The 14,760-nt window shown below is 41.1% G+C and carries 17 protein-coding genes and 1 other RNA gene; 7 read left to right on the plus strand and 11 right to left on the minus strand.

Features of this window, described 5'->3' with window-relative positions; genetic code table 11:
- Positions 1-177 precede the first annotated feature (177 nt).
- Positions 178-969, plus strand: coding sequence for a hypothetical protein (locus tag AC0L6N_RS06650; protein WP_473479997.1), 792 nt, complete (start codon positions 178-180; stop codon positions 967-969).
- A 306-nt stretch (positions 970-1,275) separates the two neighbouring features.
- Here the strand turns inward: AC0L6N_RS06650 and AC0L6N_RS06655 are convergent, their stop codons facing one another.
- The 5 genes from AC0L6N_RS06655 to AC0L6N_RS06675 all read right to left on the minus strand — a co-directional run bounded on the left by AC0L6N_RS06655 (position 1,276) and on the right by AC0L6N_RS06675 (position 5,238).
- Positions 1,276-1,776 carry a hypothetical protein gene (locus AC0L6N_RS06655; protein ID WP_473479998.1) on the minus strand — a complete coding sequence of 167 codons (501 nt, stop codon included), beginning with the start codon at positions 1,774-1,776 and terminating at the stop codon, positions 1,276-1,278.
- A 7-nt stretch (positions 1,777-1,783) separates the two neighbouring features.
- The gene (locus tag AC0L6N_RS06660; RefSeq protein WP_473480000.1) at positions 1,784-2,902 is read right to left on the minus strand and encodes a hypothetical protein; all 1,119 of its coding nucleotides are present in this window, start codon (positions 2,900-2,902) and stop codon (positions 1,784-1,786) included.
- 27 nt (positions 2,903-2,929) lie between these two features.
- Complete coding sequence (locus tag AC0L6N_RS06665) at positions 2,930-3,856, minus strand: tyrosine-type recombinase/integrase (RefSeq protein WP_473480002.1); 927 nt, start codon at positions 3,854-3,856, stop codon at positions 2,930-2,932.
- 192 nt (positions 3,857-4,048) lie between these two features.
- A complete protein-coding gene (locus AC0L6N_RS06670; RefSeq protein WP_473480004.1) occupies positions 4,049-5,032 on the minus strand; it encodes a transposase in 984 nt (327 codons plus the stop codon).
- A gap of 38 nt (positions 5,033-5,070) precedes the next feature.
- The gene (locus tag AC0L6N_RS06675; protein ID WP_473480006.1) at positions 5,071-5,238 is read right to left on the minus strand and encodes a transposase; all 168 of its coding nucleotides are present in this window, start codon (positions 5,236-5,238) and stop codon (positions 5,071-5,073) included.
- Between the two features lie 217 nt (positions 5,239-5,455).
- On the opposite strand from AC0L6N_RS06675, the gene AC0L6N_RS06680 reads away from it, so the two are divergent.
- Positions 5,456-6,787: a hypothetical protein gene (locus tag AC0L6N_RS06680; protein WP_473480008.1), complete on the plus strand. Its 1,332-nt coding sequence runs from the start codon at positions 5,456-5,458 to the stop codon at positions 6,785-6,787.
- Positions 6,788-7,330: 543 nt separating this feature from the next.
- Here the strand turns inward: AC0L6N_RS06680 and ssrA are convergent.
- Positions 7,331-7,687, minus strand: a transfer-messenger RNA (tmRNA) gene (ssrA, locus tag AC0L6N_RS06685).
- Between the two features lie 321 nt (positions 7,688-8,008).
- Here ssrA and AC0L6N_RS06690 point away from each other — a divergent pair.
- Together AC0L6N_RS06690 and AC0L6N_RS06695 are read left to right on the plus strand one after the other, a co-directional pair.
- Positions 8,009-8,182: a hypothetical protein gene (locus tag AC0L6N_RS06690; RefSeq protein WP_473480010.1), complete on the plus strand. Its 174-nt coding sequence runs from the start codon at positions 8,009-8,011 to the stop codon at positions 8,180-8,182.
- Positions 8,183-8,241: 59 nt separating this feature from the next.
- Positions 8,242-8,472 (plus strand): hypothetical protein, encoded by a 231-nt coding sequence (locus AC0L6N_RS06695; RefSeq protein ID WP_473480012.1) that lies wholly within the window; start codon positions 8,242-8,244, stop codon positions 8,470-8,472.
- A 91-nt stretch (positions 8,473-8,563) separates the two neighbouring features.
- Here the strand turns inward: AC0L6N_RS06695 and smpB are convergent, their stop codons facing one another.
- Positions 8,564-9,040 carry an SsrA-binding protein SmpB gene (gene smpB / locus AC0L6N_RS06700; protein ID WP_006992410.1) on the minus strand — a complete coding sequence of 159 codons (477 nt, stop codon included), beginning with the start codon at positions 9,038-9,040 and terminating at the stop codon, positions 8,564-8,566.
- 125 nt (positions 9,041-9,165) lie between these two features.
- On the opposite strand from smpB, the gene AC0L6N_RS06705 reads away from it, so the two are divergent.
- The gene (locus AC0L6N_RS06705; protein ID WP_011574562.1) at positions 9,166-9,597 is read left to right on the plus strand and encodes a type II toxin-antitoxin system RatA family toxin; all 432 of its coding nucleotides are present in this window, start codon (positions 9,166-9,168) and stop codon (positions 9,595-9,597) included.
- Positions 9,594-9,920, plus strand: coding sequence for an RnfH family protein (locus tag AC0L6N_RS06710; RefSeq protein ID WP_011574563.1), 327 nt, complete (start codon positions 9,594-9,596; stop codon positions 9,918-9,920). Before AC0L6N_RS06705 ends, AC0L6N_RS06710 begins: the two co-directional genes overlap by 4 nt.
- 40 nt (positions 9,921-9,960) lie before the next feature.
- Here the strand turns inward: AC0L6N_RS06710 and AC0L6N_RS06715 are convergent, their stop codons facing one another.
- Genes AC0L6N_RS06715 through ppsR form a run of 3 tightly spaced genes read right to left on the minus strand, consistent with a single transcriptional unit; the run spans position 9,961 to position 11,669 of the window.
- On the minus strand, positions 9,961-10,644 hold the full coding sequence (locus tag AC0L6N_RS06715) for a DUF2461 domain-containing protein (RefSeq protein WP_473480013.1): 684 nt from the start codon (positions 10,642-10,644) through the stop codon (positions 9,961-9,963).
- A gap of 42 nt (positions 10,645-10,686) precedes the next feature.
- Positions 10,687-10,857 (minus strand): hypothetical protein, encoded by a 171-nt coding sequence (locus tag AC0L6N_RS06720; RefSeq protein ID WP_473480015.1) that lies wholly within the window; start codon positions 10,855-10,857, stop codon positions 10,687-10,689.
- Entirely contained in the window at positions 10,857-11,669 is an 813-nt protein-coding gene (gene ppsR, locus AC0L6N_RS06725) for a posphoenolpyruvate synthetase regulatory kinase/phosphorylase PpsR (protein WP_011574565.1), read from the minus strand. Before ppsR ends, AC0L6N_RS06720 begins: the two co-directional genes overlap by 1 nt.
- 211 nt (positions 11,670-11,880) lie before the next feature.
- Between ppsR and ppsA the strand changes: the two genes are divergently transcribed.
- Complete coding sequence (gene ppsA / locus AC0L6N_RS06730) at positions 11,881-14,256, plus strand: phosphoenolpyruvate synthase (protein ID WP_473480017.1); 2,376 nt, start codon at positions 11,881-11,883, stop codon at positions 14,254-14,256.
- A gap of 166 nt (positions 14,257-14,422) precedes the next feature.
- Here the strand turns inward: ppsA and AC0L6N_RS06735 are convergent, their stop codons facing one another.
- Complete coding sequence (locus tag AC0L6N_RS06735; protein WP_041713582.1) at positions 14,423-14,641, minus strand: PGPGW domain-containing protein; 219 nt, start codon at positions 14,639-14,641, stop codon at positions 14,423-14,425.
- Positions 14,642-14,760 lie beyond the last annotated feature (119 nt).

The following is a 14,760-nucleotide window of genomic DNA, read 5'->3' on the forward strand; positions in this document are numbered from 1 at the left end:
TTCAACACAATAATTTAAAATTAGCTTTAAGAAAAATATATGTTTGTCTAACCTCAAATCAATTAAGCCTGCAACATGATCCTATTTAGCTGAACTGTCATGCTCTCATTTAAATCGTAATATAGTGCCTTTCTAGGTCATACTAAGTTTAATAATACGTGAATGGATTTTAAACTCATGCCGCAAAATTCTGCTCAAAGCCACAATGATGAAAAAAAACAAGAAGTAACTTCCCAGAATCGGGCAAGTAAGAGGTTTAATGCATATGCAACGTTCATATACGAACAAAAGTTATTTGTACTATCAGGACTTGCATTTGTATTCACAGTTCACAGCTATTTTCTTGCTGATAATTATATAAAGCAATTCAATGGAGTTAACCTATTCCACTATGGAAGTTTCATTGATATTTATCAAGTTGCATGGGGGTTAAACTCCGGCAGAATGTACGCGGCATTATTATTTCTTTTTGTATACCTAGTTATCAGTGTAATTGCTTTCATTCCGTCGGAAAAACAAACGACTAAGTTTAAAAGAATTACTAAACTAATCGTCGGTTTTTTAATAATTAGCATTATGGCATCTTTTGTTTATGCAGGCGTAAATGAGATCTCGCATTCTCCTAAGAGGCTTTCGTCTGCAATTATTGAGGGCCGTACTCCGTTATACAATATTGAGCTAGGGACTGGAAAAAAAACACAGTGTGTCGCATTGATCGCGGGAACTAGTAGTTATTTGTTTATATGGCATTTTGGAGCAATTCCGCATTTTGAGGCCGTTGCGAAAGGAACTGGGGTGAATATAGAGCAAATCATTAAAGCATTCCCAACGATAAAGTCTATATCTGGAAGTGCAGATATTCTTGACAGTGAAACTAAAAAAGACAGTATTTCTCAAGCTATAAGTCAATGGAAGACTGAAATACGCAAACAATGTGGCGAAATAAAAATTGATATAGACCATTTATAGTCAAAAATGGCTAGCTATTCATTTTCAAAACCAAAACGTCGAAAAATAGACTTAATATTGGTTCAGATTTCTTCAGGCGAAATACGTCCGAATTCAGATAATAAGTGCACCAGTAATGATTAACTGGGGCGACACGAAAAGCACATTACCTAAATGGCAGTTCCACAGAATCTGTTACAAGTCACAAAAAAGGCTCTTCATTTCTGAAGAGCCTTTTCATCTTGACGTTTGATGAAGCTGGCGGGAGTTGAACCCGGAAATTCTTCATGCATATCAATAACTAACCTGTATGTTATGATTGTTTTGTCAGTTCAATCGCTTTTGGGCTTTAAACTCTTTAACTTTTCGATGAATTTGATTAGCGAAAACAAACATAGCATATGTGAGTTTCAATAATGCGAATAATTGAAGTAGTGTCAGGAAAATAAAACTTGACGCTTTTATCCAGTCATAATATCCCGCATAAATTGTCCCGAGAGCCAAGGCTTCTAATGGATATATATATTGAAATATCAATAATACCGATATAATAACTGTTGAAGTAACAATAACTAATATCAAAGCCTCAATTCTTTTGGCTTTTTCACCAGCTTCCATAATTGATACATTCGGTAAGCTAAATGCTTTTATCGCTTCAGGATAAATTTGGGATATCCAAAGCCCCGCAATCGCTAGAGTGGCCGCAGATGAGTTGATTAAAACAGAAGCTATATTCTTGAAATTATCTGCTGTTAGAAATGTGCTATAGAGATAGCCAAGACTGCCGCTGATAACCAAGGTAACTATTAGTCTTAAAATAAAATGCATCTGGATTTTACCTGTTGTCCTTGATCAACTTTCTAGCATCGTCTTCAAATGAGGCTAGAAGGCTAGCCCTTTCAGCTTTTAATATATTGGATAAGTACACGGCAGTATAGTGTATATCATCGTGCTTTTTGTTTGGGTCAGCTAAGATAGAAGTTCTTTCCAAATAATTATTAAAAAAGCGCGGCGAATCTTCCCCTTCTTCCTTGAATCCTATATTTACCCATGTATTTACGGGATCATATTCTTCACCGTATAATTCAACGAGGTTCTGTAACTCGTCACCAGTAAGATTAATCTCTGTTTCAACTTCCACATGTCTGTTGAAAATGTTATCCCCCTTGTTTTCAAGAACTCTTTCGAAAAGTTTTAAAATAGGATGCCGCTCATCTTCAATTACTTTCGTCGCAATGACATCTCTAACAACTATATGTGTAATTTTTTTTGCCAATTTATCTATGTCTGCGCTGTAAATGTTAATTCTTTTTTCACTGGCTTCGAAGCTGAACATTAAGTTTTTATGCTGCCCGTCGGTACTTTGATATCTAGTAGTGTTAACAACAATATCATCCCCTTTGGTGGGATGTGGTCTGGTTGAATGTGTTGTAACCTTGCAAGGGTGAGCCACACGATTATCAACTGCCCTCTTGATGTAGGAGCAAATAGCTTGAGTTTCAATTAGTGAGTCTGGAAATTTTATTGTGGCTAGAATGTCAAATTCGGGAATGAACCAGTAATACATGGGTTGGCCGACAATTAAATTCTTACCATTTTTTTTACCTGTGTTTACCGAAAAAGCATCCCCATTTGTTTCTTTATTTTTTGCATCCTCAGAGATACCGCCCAACCGTCCTGATTTATTTGTAGTTTTTCTCCAAAAAACAAAGATGTAATCTCCGGTATCTTTGTCGAAATGTGTTGACCGTGAGTAAATTTCCGTTCGATTTTTATGCACATCTGAGGACCAAGGAATACAGTTTACGAAATCGTCTTCATTATTTATCCACTCATATACACTCTGGAGTATATCTGAATATGTACCTTCAATTTTTTTAGGTTGTTTACCTTTTTGGGGTTTATAGAATCCTGATTTTTTTATATCGAAGTAAGTGATTAAAGCTTTTTCCATTTTAGTAAAAATTCCTTATTATATAATTTAATCGGTAATCCAGCGGCCATAAGTTTTTCTAATCATCCCCCAATCGGCATGGCCCATTTGAGAGGCTACCCACATAGGATTTCTTCCTGATGAGAGCATCATGGAAGCAAAGGTGTGGCGACATTGATACGGGTAACGGTACTTCACATTAATTCGTTTTAGCGTGGGCATCCAAACATATTTGCGTAACCCGTCAGCGTATTTGTACGTTTTTTTCGTGTTTGGGTCAATAAATACTCTGTAATTGTCGAAATATTCAGAATTTTTCACCTGAATCAATGCGTTAATTGCTTCTGGCAGCATTTCAATCGTTCTAATACTTCCCTTGGTTTTAGGAACTTTTTCTCGACCTTGGGTAATGTTGGTACGTATATGGGCTTGCCCTTTATCTAGGTCTATATCTTGCCAACGTATGCCTAAAAGCTCGCCAGTTCTTAGCCCAGTCCATATAGCAAATTGAAAGAACTCCCGATAAGGGGTCTCTAATGCAGACAGAATTTTTTGGATTTCGTCTTTGTTAAATGGCTCAGGTTCTTTGTGATCCTGTTTATAACGCTCAACACGTTCAACTGGGTTTGAATCAATCACACCATCGAAGAATGCCCGCTTAAAAATTTGATTTAGCACGTTTCTCGCTTCATTGATTGATTTACCTGAAAGTGTTTGTTTTGAAGCCCATTCGTCGAACATGCTCGCTTTAAAGTCTATTAGGCGCATGTGTCCAAAATTTGGTTGGATATATGAATTATATTTCTGCGTGTAACCTCGAATCGTAGTGTGTGACCAGTTTCGTTGCTTTTGTTTGAACCAGATACCGCAATATTGATCTATGGTGAAACTGTCGCTCTCTTTGCCAAACGCTTTTTGAATTATTTTGCTGTTAGGGAATCGAGCGGCAAAACCAATTACATAGACACCCATCATAATTTGCAGGCAACAATTACTCCCATATCCAAGATGGAACTCTCCTAAAATAATTAGATTGATTTTTGGCCCGGCAGATTGAATTTTTTCTTGAAATATTGAGCGTTGAGTAAAGAAGCGGAGCGCAAGGTCAATTTTCGGGCAAGGGAGTAGGCTACAAGATATGCATGATATGTAGTGTTCGAAATTGATTTAGGCGCGCCTTAACAACTCTCTCGCTTTGGTCATTCCTCGCAGCCGTTGATGGTGGGTATGGCGCTTGAATGCATTCATCATTTGCTCCGCACCTGCTGCGTAGCAGAAGTGTTTTTCAAACTCGGTCGTTAACGTTAGCCACTGAGCAGCATCTAAGCCTAACCTTTGAAGCATAGGACTGTGAGTGTTATCAATATGACCGGCCTTATCATCTCGAATGCATCGGCCTGTTGTGTCTACCAATTCACAATAGTCTTTGAGTGAATATGCGATACCTCTGGGCATGTTTTCACGAGGATTACCTACAAAGGGCATTAAAATGCACGGTTGTGATTGTTGATTCTTAGCGGCATGAATGCGCTTTTTGATACTGGTGTGCTTTGACGTTTCAGGTGTTTCTGCTATTTTTGCGCGAATGGGGTTTAAATCTACATAGGCCATGCACGCTAGCACCGCACTTTCATCTAACAGCGCTTGTGATTTAAATCGCCCCTCCCAGAAACGACCGGTGCAGCCATCCTCTTTATTGGCTTCGCGAGCAATATATTCATTCAAGTCACGCATAAACCAGCTTATATCGTACAAACGTTGCCGATAGGTTTCAACGGTTTCATCAAAGGTGATTAGCTCTCCTTGGCTCAGCGTATCGCCGTTCATAAATTTCTGAGTCAGCAAAGTGCCTCTGTGTAGCTTGTGATAGCGCCTCAACACTTCATCGCTATTCCAATTGTCAGCCATTGTTTTATTCACACATAGCACCACGTGCGTGTGATTATTCATGACCGAATAGGCACAAATATCTATGGCGAATACCGTAGACAAAAACAACAAACGCTCTTCAACCCAGCCTCGGCGATGCTCGTAACTTTGCCCAGAATGCGTATCGACTCCGCACAAGAACGACTGCCTTACGCAGCGGGAAACACAATGGTAATAAGGCGTATCGATTAAACTAATTTGGCTTTTTCGAGGTTGAGGCATAATCCATCGACCTGATAAAAATGAGACACAAACCAAGTCTAGTTCAGCCCTGAAAATTGACCATTTTTATCATGGGTGTCTTCATATAAATCAAGTGACTTATCCGATATGCCTAATCGCTTAGCAACATCAGGCACTGAATGACTTTTTTCGATTACTTGGCGCACGGCCTCTTGTTTGAATTCGTCTGGATATTTTTTATTCATAACGCTTTTTACCTTACTTCGATTTCTAAGTAAAAAGTGTCTACAAAGTTAGGGGAAGATCAATTTGTCAGTCCGACTAAATACGAGCTAGACTTCTGAATTATAATTTACGGGCCACTTTTAAGGAGAAGTATCAAGTCCCGTAAATAGAAAATATGTTTGCGAGTATTAGCTACGCTCCCCCCAAATTCATGCTATAAAAGTGAGGAAAAACAACATGGCTGTTAATCCACTGAAATTGGAAAAGTTTGAAAAAATGGTGCTAACGGCACTCAATAGAGTAGAACTAACTAGCGCCCAGCGAAACGCGATTAACGCAGCTCACGGAATTTATCTACTTGAGTTAGACAAGGCGAAAAATAAAGTCGCAGACTTGAGAGTTAATGTAGAAAAGAAAAATACAGAAATAGCGCATGAAAAAACAAAGACTATAGCTGCCGGATTGATTAATGCGGAAAACCTTAAGAAATTTGGCCATTTTTGGGTCGAACCAATCTCCAACTGGGGAACTGCTAACTTTTTAGAGAATAAAAGTGACAATGCCAAAGTAGTTGACGTTGAAAAAATAGACAATGATTATACAGATACAAGTGTACCGACAGGCTCTATCGATAGAACTTACACGAAAGAAGTAGTTAATGAAAGCATTAGCTCAGCGCCTTGGTTTTTGAGATATCCAACTATTGTATTGGCAAAAATATTTGGCGAAATGACTCCTCTTGCAGCAGCCATTATCATCATCAGTATAGTTTCTGGATCTATAGCTTATGGGGCTTATGCTAGAACAACTTGGAAAGGAAATTACGATAGTGAAAAAGAAACATCAGCTCAATTATTAAAAAAATTAAAGAAATCGGAGCAGGATTATCAAGCCCTATTACCCTATAAGAATGACTATCAGAACTTATCACTAGATAAGAAAAGTTTGGAAACATCTCTAGATGCTTCTGAAAGTAGACTTGGAGAGCTTACGGTTGAACTCCGAGAACTAAGAGAATCTAGTAAAGAAGAACTAAAAAAACGCGAAAAAGAGTTTTCAGAACAACTTCTTACCTTTCAAACTGATGCCAATACAGGATTTCTTAAACGCGAAGAAGAACAATTAAAGAAAATTGGTTCTTTAGAAAGTGAAATCAATAGTTTGAAAACAAAATTAACAAGCGCACAAACAAACTTAGACCGAGAAATTGCTTCGAGAGATTCGCAATCAGCAACGGAAAAAAGTTTAAGGTCACAGATAGAAGAGAAGAACGAGGAAATTCGAAGATTGGTTACCTCAGAATCTCAAGCGGGTAACAAATATACAGAAGCTACTATTTTACTCTCACGGCTTAGAAATATCCTTCTATCAGTCAATAATCATTTTTGGTCTAAAAAAGGACATTTGGAGGTCCGGAGGGCATGTTTTCGAAAACATTACGCAGAAACGCTTAGTGACAAGTATTTATTGGCTGAAGAATATGGAATACCAAAAGATATGCCCAATTCAACTTACTCTCTTAGTAGAGATCAAAATAACAGGTTAGATGACTGTAATGACTATTATTAGTCTAAACACAACATACTAATACTAGAAAGACAGAATCTTTATCATTTATACGGCTAGATGAAACGTTCTATTAGTCCAAACAATGACATAAAACTGCCTGAACACTAATTCTCTGTGCGTTTTAGTTGGGCATTTACTAGAAGGAGGTTTTATGGAAGATAAAGTTAGGGGAAGATCAGCTTAAGTTCTACTGTTCTAACATAGAGATTTTTGCCTGCAAATCTTCCAATTGTTCTAGTAATTCTTGGTTTTGTGTCTCTTTTTGCTCAGCAACTTCTAGCGCTTTTTGCGTTTCAAGCAAAAGTCTCTGCTTATCCGATTCCAAAGCCTTAATTTTTAATTACAGAGACACCCAAGATAAGAAAGTAAACTGATTTTAAAAGTTAACCGCAATAAATCTCAGAGGATTATCGGTCAGATGCCTGACGCTGAGATTTTGAAATAGAGAAGGGCGCGTTATTAGAATCACTCTGACAAGGTATCTCAGTACTCTAAAAACAAAAAAGGCTCTTCATTTCTGAAGAGCCTTTTCATCGCGATGTTTGGTGGAGCTGGCGGGAGTTGAACCCGCGTCCAAAAAACGTTAACCGTCGGTACTACATGCTTATTCTGTCTTTTATTTAACTATTTCGAACTCCGGCAGACAGGATTTCTCATAGCGGGCCTAATACTATTTCGCGGTTCACCCTTAGACAAGGTTCCCTCGCTATTCTGCTGGGATGACCTTCCGAACCTCTACTAGCAGAAAGAGTATGAGTGGAAGGGCTTAGCCGGTTATTAAGCGGCTAGAGCGTAGTTTTCGTCGTTTGCGACTATTTAAATGCGGCTTTTTAAGAGGCAAACCGCTCCTCTGCATGCACCTAAAGCCTCAAGAATCTTGTCGAATCCAAAATCAGCCCCAAATGTTGTTGGTTGCAAACTACCAACGGGGAGCATTGTACCATAGACGCGGGGGAAATCACTAATATGCGTAGCGAAAGCAGCTAATAATTCGCTTCATTGCACAGTTTACTCAAATCTTGCTTAAAGTTTGTTCAGACAAATATTAGCCATTTACCTATTTTTTGTTCAATAGGTTGATGAGCTTATCGACGCGATCTGATTGACGTTGTATTTCAGCCAGTAACGGCTGTGCTTCTTGGCGTTTAGCGTTAAATCGCTTAAGGATTAAGCCATGACCAAAGCCATCTTCTGTTGTGGCAGCTGAGGGTATTTCAGCTAATGGAAAACTCAGACGTTGAGAGAGTATCTCATCAGCTGTATTTGGCGCACGCTAGCTTTGGTGTATTTTTTGCTTTTCGTTTACCAAGTGGCTTAAAGGTAAAAAATCGCCTAGTCAAAGCTGCAACGAAAGAAAACCTTGGGATCACTGAGCAGGTGTTTTCTCAAACCTAACTCACCGGGTATCGTACTAGCACCTTACTCACCCAGTATCGTAAATGGACTGAAGTGGATTGGGCCTCATTTACTCAATCAGTGGCAAGATAACCCTGCTGTTACGAGGGCGTTACCCAAGGTCACATGGAAAGACAATCCCTGTCAGGATTGGCAGCCATGGCATTGGTGAACAGACAAATCGCAGAGTAGGCGAGTGGAAACCCAAAGGGAAGTTATCAACGTTAATCAGCCTGATATTGGATCAAATTCGCGGCCAAGCTAACGAAGCGGCATGGCAAACGATTTAGTGATGGGCTGGGTTAAAAAGGCGCTGTTGCGCCTTTTTTTGCGGCTTTTGTGACAATGAATGTATATAGTTCACCGCATGGGGCATAAAGCCTAGACTTTATGCTTCATCATGCGTTCTTTGTCTCTCGCCCAATCTCGGTCTTTCACGGCATCACGTTTATCATGCTCGTGCTTACCTTTACCTAAGTAAATTTCGACTTTTACCCAGTTTTTCTTCCAGTACATGGCGGTGGCTAAAATTGAGTAGCCTTGGCGCTCGACTGAGCCTATCAATTTGTCGAGCTCACGTTTGTTGAGTAAGAGTTTGCGCTGACGCAAAGGCTCACATACTACGTGGCTTGATGCTTGGTTAAGAGGTTGAATAGTACTACCCACTAAAAAGGCTTCGCCTTTGTGTAAGGTAACGTAGCTGTCAGACAAATTGACTTTGCCTGAACGAATGCTTTTAACTTCCCATCCTTGTAATTCAATGCCGGCTTCGATTTTATCTTGCAAGATATAGTCGTGCCGCGCCTTTTTATTCAATGCGATGGTGTTGTTAGTTGATTTTGACTTCTTTGATTTCATGGCGCCGTATTATAATGGTTGTCTAACGGGGTACAACAAAAATCACTGATATTGAAATAGATATCTGATTTTATGCTAGTATTTTGCGCCTATAAAAACCGACTGACCCATTTCAAGGGGAATTGATGCCTAATGTGACCCGCAGCGCTCTGGTAGCGTTTAGTGCTGAATCAATGTTTGATTTGATAAATGACGTGCAACGTTATCCAGAATTTTTACCTGGTTGTGCTCAGACAAAAGTAACCCATGCAGATGAACACAGCATGGAAGCCTCTTTGCTGATTTCAAAAGCGGGTATCAAACAATGGTTTAGTACACGTAACGAGTTATCTCGCGGTGAGTACATTAGAATGAACTTGGTCGACGGGCCTTTCTCAGAACTGCGTGGCGGTTGGACCTTCAAGGCACTTTCTGACAGCGCGTGTAAAATTGAATTAAATCTAGATTTTGCTTTTTCGAGTCGCTTAGTGGAAATGGCCTTTGGCCGTGTTTTTAATGCGATTGCAGCGAATATGGTGGTCGCTTTTACACAGCGAGCTAAAGAGATTTATACATGACTGACAAACAAATTAATCTAGAAGTAGCCTATGCGTTGCCGGATCGCCAAGCCTTGTTAGAAGTGGTGGTTGAAATGGGCCACACCGTTGAAGAGGCGATAAAGGCATCAGGTATATTGCAGCGCTTTGACGATATTGACCTGTCAAAAAGCAAAGTCGGTATTTGGAATCGTACCTGTAAGTTAAGTGATGTACCCCAAGATGGTGACCGAATCGAGATTTATCGCCCGCTAATTGCCGACCCTAAAGAAGCGCGTCGCCGCCGAGCAGAAAAAGCCAAAGAGGAAGGGCGCGCCAATAAAGTCACTGGTGGGCGCGCGTAGTCATCTTTACGCGCTTAGGGCTTAAATGTAGTTAGCTAGCCTAAAACCTTAGCCCTAGTGCATCACATAAAAACTTCTGTAAAGGCTGCGCTCGGCCATAACGGGTCGCGGCCAACTCGCACACATTACCTTCTAATAACTGCTTTTTATCCAGCGGGCAAATAGCAATAAAATCTTTGCGTTTAATTTCTTCAATCATTGGCGATTCAGTGTCGTAGCCTTTTGGTGGGCGGATAAGGGAATCGCCTGCCATATGGTAATACTCAGTAAACGGGGCGTGCTCGATAGCATCTTGATAGACCGAAGGTTTACGCTGAATATGCTCTCGAATAGCGCGCAGTGCATCGGGTTGCGGGTGCCATGTGCCCACAGCAAGGAAACATTCTTCACTGGCAATATGCATATAAAACCCAGGCGATTGCACGTCTTTGCCTATTTCGTGGCGAAATTGTATGCCCACATTGGTTTTATAAGGGGACTTATCTTTTGAGAAGCGCACGTCTCGATATACCCGCATTAATGAGCCTCCCATTTTCTTGGGCGTGGCTTCATAATGGGGAGAAATCATCGGGATCCAGTTCTGCATCTCGGTAATAAATTCAAGCGCAGGCCCGCGCACTAAGTCTTCGTAACGCTGTTTATTCGCATTGAACCACTCCCTGTCGTTGTTTTTTTCTAGTTGCTGTAAAAACGTAAATAGGGATGGGTCGAAGTGGGTAAACATAAGCTGGCCTTATAGAATGTTTGCGACCAGCTTACTCATTGGTTATGGCAAATCAATAACAGTGGTTGTGACAATTGTTACAGATTCTTTTGTACGGTAATAAATGTCAGCAACATACTTTGCTTGAGCTTCGTAAAGTAACTTTTGAGTGCCTCTTACCGTAACTCTTCCAGTACCTTTGAGTGCCTTATGAGTAAACGGTGCGTTATTCACTAGTACTTCTTACGTTGTAGGCCTGTGGTAGCCAAGATTTTCGCTGAAATTTCCTCTATGGAATAACGAGTACTATTTAGAAAAGGAATTTTTTCCTTGCGGTAAAGGTTTTCTACTTCGCGCAATTCCATGCGGCACTGTTGCAGCGACGCATAACGGCTGTTGGCACGGCGCTCAGAACGTATTTGATGCAGGCGCTGAGCTTCAATGGTTAAGCCAAACATTTTGTCTTTGTAGCGTTTAAGGGCAGGGGGCATTTTTAAAATATCTCCCATGTCTTCTTCGGTGAAAGGGTAGTTTGCCGCCTTGATGCCGTATTGCAGCGCTAAATATAAGCTGGTGGGGGTTTTACCTGAGCGTGATACGCCAACCAAAATAATATCGGCTTCGTCATACTCTTGTAAATTTGATCCATCATCGTTCGCCAAGGCGTAGTTAACTGCTTCTATTCTGATGTCATAGGTTTTTTCATGAATGCTATGAGTTCGATGTTTTTCCGGTTTTGAAGGCACGCCCAAAACGATTTCTAATGGGGCAACAAATTGGTCGAGAAAATTGTAGTTAATGCCCACCGATTTAGAGATTATTTTGCGCACTTCGGTATTCACTATCGTGTAAAACACCAAAGGGCGCTGACCATCATCTTGAAAACTTTCAGATATTTTTTTAACAACTTGTTTCGCTTGTTCTTCAGTTTCAACAAAAGGAACCGTGATATGTTCGAACTCGATCGTGAATAATGACAGCAATGCATGGCCAAATACCTCCGAAGTTATCGCTGTTCCGTCTGAAATATAGTAAGCCGTTCGCATAACATTTCCTTAACAATGTAGTAATATAATTACATAAATAAATTAAATTTTACTTTCTTCTGAACTGCATTCTAAAATCCCTCACGTAAAAAGCTAGGCACTTGAGAAATATAATTTTTTTCGACGTTTAGCAGGCGTCATTTTGACTAACTATCTGGGGTTGTCATCGTTGGCAGCTTTTACAATTGAGTTCATCTTGGAGACGAATTAAATGCAAGAAAATGTGCTTTGGTATCAGCAATTGGGAATGGACGACGTGGGCGTTGTCGGTGGTAAAAATGCATCCCTTGGCGAAATGATTTCGAATCTTTCAAATGCTGGTGTACAAGTACCCGGTGGTTTTGCTACGACTGCGTCAGCGTTTAATCTTTTCTTAGAACAAAGTGGCCTTGAGGCCCGCATTCACGATTTGCTTGATACGTTGGACGTGAATGACATTCCTGCCTTGGGCGAAGCGGGTAAAACGATCCGCCAGTGGATCATCGACACCCCATTTTTGCCTGAACTAGAAGCAGACATTACATCTGCATTCAAAACCTTGCAGGGTGATGCAGGAGACGAAGCGTCATTTGCCGTACGTTCATCTGCAACGGCTGAAGACATGCCTGATGCTTCATTCGCCGGACAACAAGAAACATTTCTAAACGTAAAGGGCATTGATGCCGTGATGGTTGCCATCAAGCACGTTTATGCCTCTTTATTTAACGATCGTGCCATTTCTTATCGCGTACACCAAGGTTATGACCACAAAGGCGTGGCATTATCTGCAGGTATTCAACGCATGGTACGCAGTGACTGCGCCGCGTCAGGCGTGATGTTCACCATTGACACTGAATCAGGTTTTGAAGATGTGGTATTTATCACGTCATCATACGGTTTGGGTGAAATGGTGGTGCAGGGTGCCGTTAACCCAGATGAATTTTATGTGCACAAGCCAACATTAGACAAAGGCTTGCCAGCAGTGGTACGTCGTAATCTCGGCAGTAAATTAACCAAGATGATTTACTCTGATGATTTGAGCCATGGCAAGCAAGTGGAAATTGTTGATATCGACAAAGCCGACAGTGTGGTTTTCTCACTGACAGATGACGAAGTTCAAGAGTTAGCCAAACAAGCGCAAATCATCGAGAAACACTACAAACGCGCGATGGATATCGAATGGGCTAAAGACGGCATCGACGGTAAACTTTATATCGTACAAGCACGCCCAGAAACAGTTCGCAGCCGAGAAGACATTCAAGTGATTGAGCGCTTCCGCTTAAACGGCAAAGCGAGTGTTGTATGTGAAGGTCGCTCTATCGGTCATAAAATTGGTGCTGGCGTGGCAAAAGTGCTTGGTTCCATTGAAGAGATGGACAAAATTCAAGCCGGTGATGTGTTGGTAACTGATATGACCGACCCTGATTGGGAGCCCATCATGAAAAAAGCCTCAGCGATTGTTACCAATCGTGGCGGGCGTACTTGTCACGCAGCTATTATCGCTCGTGAGTTGGGTATTCCGGCTGTTGTCGGCTGTGGCAACGCCACAGACCTGATTAACAACGGTGACAATATTACCGTTTCATGTGCCGAAGGCGACACAGGCTTTATCTATGGTGACGTGCTCGATTTCGACGTGGTGACGTCTCGCATCGATTCTATGCCTGAAATCCCTCTTAAAGTGATGATGAACGTGGGTAACCCTGACAGAGCGTTCGATTTCGCTCGCTTGCCGAATGAAGGCGTTGGCCTTGCACGTTTAGAGTTCATCATAAACCGTATGATTGGCGTGCATCCAAAAGCCTTGCTTAACTTTGATGCCCAGCCTTCTGAACTTAAAGAAGAAATCAGCGAAATGATCGCGGGTTACGCATCGCCAGTTGAGTTTTATATTGAGAAATTGGTAGAAGGGATCGCCACAATCGGTGCTGCTTTCTCACCTAAGAAAGTCATTGTGCGTATGTCTGACTTTAAATCCAACGAGTACTACAACTTGGTGGGCGGGTATCAGTACGAGCCAGATGAAGAAAACCCTATGTTGGGTTTCCGTGGTGCGAGCCGTTATATTTCTGAAAGCTTCCGTGACTGTTTCGCACTTGAATGTGAAGCCATTAAGCGGGTACGTAATAAAATGGGTTTGACGAATGTCGAGATCATGATCCCATTCGTGCGTACGCTTGAAGAAGGTCGCAGCGTTATCGAATTGCTTAAAGAGCAAGGTTTAGTGCAAGGTGAAAACGGTTTACGCGTCATTATGATGTGTGAATTACCGTCGAATGCATTATTGGCTGATCAGTTCTTGGATATCTTTGATGGTTTCTCAATTGGTTCAAACGATATGACCCAGTTAGCCCTTGGTCTTGACCGAGATTCAGGTGTGATTGCTCATTTGTTTGACGAGCGTGACCCTGCGGTTAAAGCGTTGCTCGCAATGGCGATTCAAGCAGCGAAAAAACGCGGTAAGTACGTGGGCATTTGTGGCCAAGGCCCATCGGATCATGAAGACTTAGCCGCATGGTTAGTTGAGCAAGGTATCGACAGCGTATCATTAAATCCAGATACAGTCGTTGAAACCTGGTTGTACTTAGGGGAAAAGCACAAGAAGTAACAGGCGCTAAAATACACCGCTGAATAACAATAATAATAAAATCAGTGCCCTACAGGTAAAAAGGCTGTCATGAGACAGCTTTTTTTTTGGACTTTTTATTAAAAAATATTGTGCTAATGGAGGGGAGAAAGGCTTAAGAAAGATAACCAAGTCGACGAAAAGAAGCTTAATCTCGTAATTTTCGATTAAGCAATACGCGGTCAAGCTTAGCGGATGAGCGAGCCATACTCGTTTGGCAACGTTTTAGCCAAGTTCTGGCAACAGGTACGTCAACACTGAGCAACAATAAACCTGCTAATACTAGCAACATTGAGCCTGGGATGATAAACAGCACAATGCCTGCAATAACCAATAGTGCGCCTAACCCAATACGTAGATTTTTCATTTTGCATATATTCCTTTTTTCAGGGTTCACTTTTACGACACGAATAGGAAAGTTGCAACTGCATACTTGTTACCGAGTATGACGTAAGCAAGTAGCAGGCGTTACAAGAGTATGGGATA

This window comes from Paraglaciecola sp. G1-13 (assembly GCF_055809255.1).

Bases quoted from the DNA above. Each gene is read 5' to 3' on its own strand.
- AC0L6N_RS06650 (WP_473479997.1), top strand. From the start codon at position 178: ATGCCGCAAAATTCTGCTCAAAGCCACAATGATGAAAAAAAACAAGAA.
- AC0L6N_RS06655 (WP_473479998.1), bottom strand. From the start codon at position 1,776: ATGCATTTTATTTTAAGACTAATAGTTACCTTGGTTATCAGCGGCAGT.
- AC0L6N_RS06660 (WP_473480000.1), bottom strand. From the start codon at position 2,902: ATGGAAAAAGCTTTAATCACTTACTTCGATATAAAAAAATCAGGATTC.
- AC0L6N_RS06665 (WP_473480002.1), bottom strand. From the start codon at position 3,856: ATGATGGGTGTCTATGTAATTGGTTTTGCCGCTCGATTCCCTAACAGC.
- AC0L6N_RS06670 (WP_473480004.1), bottom strand. From the start codon at position 5,032: ATGCCTCAACCTCGAAAAAGCCAAATTAGTTTAATCGATACGCCTTAT.
- AC0L6N_RS06675 (WP_473480006.1), bottom strand. From the start codon at position 5,238: ATGAATAAAAAATATCCAGACGAATTCAAACAAGAGGCCGTGCGCCAA.
- AC0L6N_RS06680 (WP_473480008.1), top strand. From the start codon at position 5,456: ATGGCTGTTAATCCACTGAAATTGGAAAAGTTTGAAAAAATGGTGCTA.
- AC0L6N_RS06690 (WP_473480010.1), top strand. From the start codon at position 8,009: ATGGAAAACTCAGACGTTGAGAGAGTATCTCATCAGCTGTATTTGGCG.
- smpB (WP_006992410.1), bottom strand. From the start codon at position 9,040: ATGAAATCAAAGAAGTCAAAATCAACTAACAACACCATCGCATTGAAT.
- AC0L6N_RS06705 (WP_011574562.1), top strand. From the start codon at position 9,166: ATGCCTAATGTGACCCGCAGCGCTCTGGTAGCGTTTAGTGCTGAATCA.
- AC0L6N_RS06710 (WP_011574563.1), top strand. From the start codon at position 9,594: ATGACTGACAAACAAATTAATCTAGAAGTAGCCTATGCGTTGCCGGAT.
- AC0L6N_RS06715 (WP_473480013.1), bottom strand. From the start codon at position 10,644: ATGTTTACCCACTTCGACCCATCCCTATTTACGTTTTTACAGCAACTA.
- ppsR (WP_011574565.1), bottom strand. From the start codon at position 11,669: ATGCGAACGGCTTACTATATTTCAGACGGAACAGCGATAACTTCGGAG.
- ppsA (WP_473480017.1), top strand. From the start codon at position 11,881: ATGCAAGAAAATGTGCTTTGGTATCAGCAATTGGGAATGGACGACGTG.
- AC0L6N_RS06735 (WP_041713582.1), bottom strand. From the start codon at position 14,641: ATGAAAAATCTACGTATTGGGTTAGGCGCACTATTGGTTATTGCAGGC.